This window comes from Hydrogenivirga sp., assembly GCF_056450045.1.
On record NZ_JBWONM010000189.1, the window covers coordinates 1 to 3615 of the forward strand.

The window sequence follows — 3615 nt, forward strand, 5'->3', positions numbered from 1 at the left end:
GCTCCAAACACAAAGGCAGGATCGTAATAGAAATCACTGAAAGGTTATTGATAGAAAACCTTGAAAGGACGAAGAAAGTTCTGGAAGAATTTCACAAGGAAGCCAAGATAGCAATTGACGACTTTGGCACGGGATACTCCTCCCTTTCCTACATAAAGGATCTCCCAGTGGATAGGCTAAAGATAGACATGAGCTTTATAAGGAACATGATGAGGAGTGAAAGGGATAGGGTGTTGGTTGAAACGGTAATAGAGTTTGCACATAAGATAGGCATAGAGAGCCATGCGGAAGGGGTTGAAAGTGAAGAACAGCTACAGCTCCTGAAGAAGATGGGATGCACCTACGCACAGGGATTCTACCTTGCAAAGCCCATGCCCGAGGAAGAGCTGGAGAGGCTCCTTGAGGGGTAGAGCCTTCACCCTGATTGAAGTTCTCATAGTCCTTACCCTGATCGGACTGACCTTCTCCCTTCTTGTTCTCATCTTCTCAAGGGGGATTGACTCAAGCCTGACCCTATCCGGAAGATCCCGATCGCTGGTTGAAAGAGCCTCCCTCTTTTGGGACCTTCAGAGGAAGGTTGTGGGAGCCAAGAAGATTGAAGTAAGCGGAGGCGCCCTTTACATGATAACGAGCGGAGGGACCCTCTACGAGGGTGTGGTAAAGTGTGCCTATCTTTTTAAGGACGGCAGGCTCTTCTACTACGAGTTCCCCTACCCCTACGGCGCCCTGGAGGAGCTTGAGGAAGACAGACTGCAGGAGCTTGGAAGAGCTGAAGAGTTCAGGGTAGTTGCGGTTGTTGGAAACAGGGAGGAAAAGTTCTACGAAGGAATCCCAGATTACATCAAGGTCTATCTCAACGGGGAGGAGATGGTATTCCAAACTCTACGATAGAAAGCTCTCTAAGAACCTCGTATAGCCGGGAGACCGGAAGACCCATGACGGTGTAAAAGCTACCCTCTATCCTCTCAACGAGGGTGGCGCCAAAGCCCTGAACTCCGTAAGCTCCTGCCTTGTCCATAGGCTCTCCCGTTGATATGTAGAACCTTATCTCCTCCTCAGAGAGGCACCTGAACTTAACCTTTGCTGTATCGTGGAAGGTTCTCCTAAGACCAAGAGCGACCACTGAGACGGCGGTCACCACCCTGTGCCACCTGCCCGAGAGAAAGCTCAGCATCTTAAAGGCTTCCTCCTCATCCCTCGGCTTGCCGAGGATCCTTCCCCCTATATGAACGAGTGTGTCCGCACCTATGACCAGAGAGCCTTTGTTTTCCTTCCACACGTGCAGGGCGTTTGTGTCGGCGAGCCGACGGGCTGTAGTCACCGGGTCTCCGAGAACCCTCTCCTCTATCCGGGCGGGCACCACCGAGAACTCAAGACCGAGGAGAGAGAGGAGGTGCCTCCTTCTTGGTGAGGATGAAGCGAGGATTATTCTCCCTGACCCTTGAAGCGCCATAGCTCAGCGTCTAAATTATAACCTTACACTGAGGAAGGAGGTTTTTGATGAGCGTAAGCTTACAGGCACTTCAGGATAGAGAACTGACCTCTCAGGAGATAAGGGAGCTTCAGGAGGAGGTCAGGAGGCTTGCAAAGGAGAAGAATGCGGTCCTCTTAGCCCACTACTACCAGAGACCCGAGGTTCAGGATATAGCGGACTTTGTGGGAGACTCCCTTGAGCTCTCTAAGAAAGCGGCAACCACCGACGCGGACATAATCGTCTTCTGCGGTGTCAGGTTCATGTGCGAGACCGCAAAGATACTCAATCCTTCCAAGAAGGTTCTCCATCCAAACCCCGAGTCCGGCTGCCCTATGGCGGACATGATAAGCGCCCAGCAGGTCAGGGAGCTCAGGAAAAAGCATCCCGATGCGGAGTTCGTTGCCTATATAAACACGACCGCCGACGTGAAGGCAGAGGTTGACATCTGTGTGACCTCCGCAAACGCACCGAGGATAATAAAGAAGCTTGAGGCTAAGAGGATAGTCTTCCTGCCCGACCAGGCTCTCGGTCAGTGGGTGGCAAAACAGGTTCCCGAGAAGGAGTTCATAATCTGGAAGGGCTTCTGCCCGCCCCACTTTGAGTTCACCGCAAGGGAGGTGATGAAGCTAAAGGAGAAATACCCCGATGCTAAGGTGGCGGTTCACCCGGAGTGCCACCCCAAGGTGATAGAGATAGCGGATTTCGTTGGCTCAACCTCCCAGATAATAAAGTATGCAACGAGCGTTGATGCAAAAAGGGTTATAGTCATAACCGAGGTGGGGCTCAAACATACCCTCATGAAGAAGAACCCCAATAAGGAGTACATATTCCCAGAGTCAATGAACTACTGCGGGACGGTTTACTGCTGCACCATGAAGGGCATAACCCTACCGAAGGTCTATGAAACCCTCAAAAGGGAGATAAACGAGGTTATACTGCCAGAGGATATTATGGAGAGGGCGAGGAGACCGATAGAGAGGATGCTTGAGCTAAGCTAAAATAAACCTATGCCCTTTCTGATAGGTTCGGTAGTTTTTTACGTTATCTCCTCCCTTCTCTTTTTCCTTAAGGTCTTCCTCGGCTTGAACCTCCGACAGCTCCCCCTCCTCAGCCTGAGCCTTTCGCTCCTTCTATATACAGCCTACTTTTTCCAGAGGTACTTCCTCACGGGGCACTTTCCGATAGGGGACGTTTACGGCATGGTCTCCCTGATAGGGAACGTCCTCGTCCTCATATTTCTATCAACCCACCTGCTCCTCAGAAAGAACGTGGCTGACTTCGGTCTGATAATAGCCTTCATAGGCTTCCTGACAACCTTACTCGGTCTGCCTGCAAAGGAGGTGGGGTACAAAAACCCCTTTTACGTCTATCACATACTCTCCGCTGCCCTTTCCTACGCTGCCCTCATCCTCGCAGGGGTCTCCTCCCTCATAAAGTTTCTCGTTGAAAAGAAGCTCAGGTCTAAGCACATAGAGGGTTTTATGGTTCCCATCAACCTTTTGAGGAGAATGGAGAGGATTTTTCTCAATATAGGTTTTATATTTTTAACCTTAACGCTCATTTTTGGAAGCTTGTGGGCAAAAAACTTCCTTGGAAAGCACTGGATAAACGACCCAAAGCTGATACTTACCCTGATTCTTTGGATATACTACGCATTGATAGTCCATCTTAACCTCGTAAGGGGGCTAAAACCCTCAACCTTATCCATGATATCCATCTTCGGTTCAATCCTTGTCCTTGGAAGCCTCATATTTATAAGGCACTCAGTGGGTTAAACCTCCGTATTTATGAGGAACAGGGGCTGACCGTACTCAACGGTCTCCCCGTTCTCTACAAGGATCTTCTCAACCCTTCCCCTCACATCGCTCTCTATCTCGTTCATGACCTTTAGAGCCTCTATTATACATAAAACCTGACCGGGAGAGACTATGTCTCCCACCTCAACGAAGGGGGGTGCACCCGGAGAGGGAGAACGGTAGAAGGTGCCGACAAGAGGGCTCTTGATAACGTGGTAATGCTTCTCCTCCTCGCTTATATCCTCGCTCGGGGGTAGTATCTCCTGATGCTTGAACTCCTGAGAGGGAGCCTTCGGCTGGGGTTTGGGGATTGCAGGCTCACCCCTGTGGGTCTCTATGACTATC

General features: G+C 50.5%; 6 protein-coding genes. 4 read left to right on the forward strand and 2 right to left on the reverse strand.

Going from position 1 to position 3615, the window contains the following annotated elements; translation table 11 throughout:
* Positions 1-410, forward strand: a 410-nt coding sequence (locus AC1HCM_RS07870) for an EAL domain-containing protein (protein WP_479461219.1), incomplete at its 5' end; no start/stop codon positions are given.
* Positions 400-891, forward strand: a complete 492-nt coding sequence (locus AC1HCM_RS07875; protein ID WP_479461220.1) for a type II secretion system protein — start codon at positions 400-402, stop codon at positions 889-891. The genes AC1HCM_RS07870 and AC1HCM_RS07875, both read left to right, overlap by 11 nt.
* Here AC1HCM_RS07875 and AC1HCM_RS07880 read toward each other — a convergent pair.
* Positions 854-1453: a Maf family protein gene (locus AC1HCM_RS07880; protein WP_479461221.1), complete on the reverse strand. Its 600-nt coding sequence runs from the start codon at positions 1451-1453 to the stop codon at positions 854-856. The genes AC1HCM_RS07875 and AC1HCM_RS07880 overlap by 38 nt on opposite strands.
* Positions 1454-1500: 47 nt before the next feature.
* On the opposite strand from AC1HCM_RS07880, the gene nadA reads away from it, so the two are divergent.
* Both nadA and ccsA read left to right on the forward strand, forming a co-directional pair.
* Positions 1501-2472, forward strand: coding sequence for a quinolinate synthase NadA (nadA, locus tag AC1HCM_RS07885; protein WP_479461222.1), 972 nt, complete (start codon positions 1501-1503; stop codon positions 2470-2472).
* Between the two features lie 9 nt (positions 2473-2481).
* Positions 2482-3249 carry a cytochrome c biogenesis protein CcsA gene (gene ccsA / locus AC1HCM_RS07890; protein ID WP_479461223.1) on the forward strand — a complete coding sequence of 256 codons (768 nt, stop codon included), beginning with the start codon at positions 2482-2484 and terminating at the stop codon, positions 3247-3249.
* On the opposite strand, the gene accB is transcribed toward ccsA, so the two are convergent.
* Positions 3246-3615: acetyl-CoA carboxylase biotin carboxyl carrier protein (accB, locus tag AC1HCM_RS07895; RefSeq protein WP_479461224.1), on the reverse strand; the 370-nt coding region annotated here is incomplete at its 5' end. The two genes, ccsA and accB, sit on opposite strands and share 4 nt — an antisense overlap.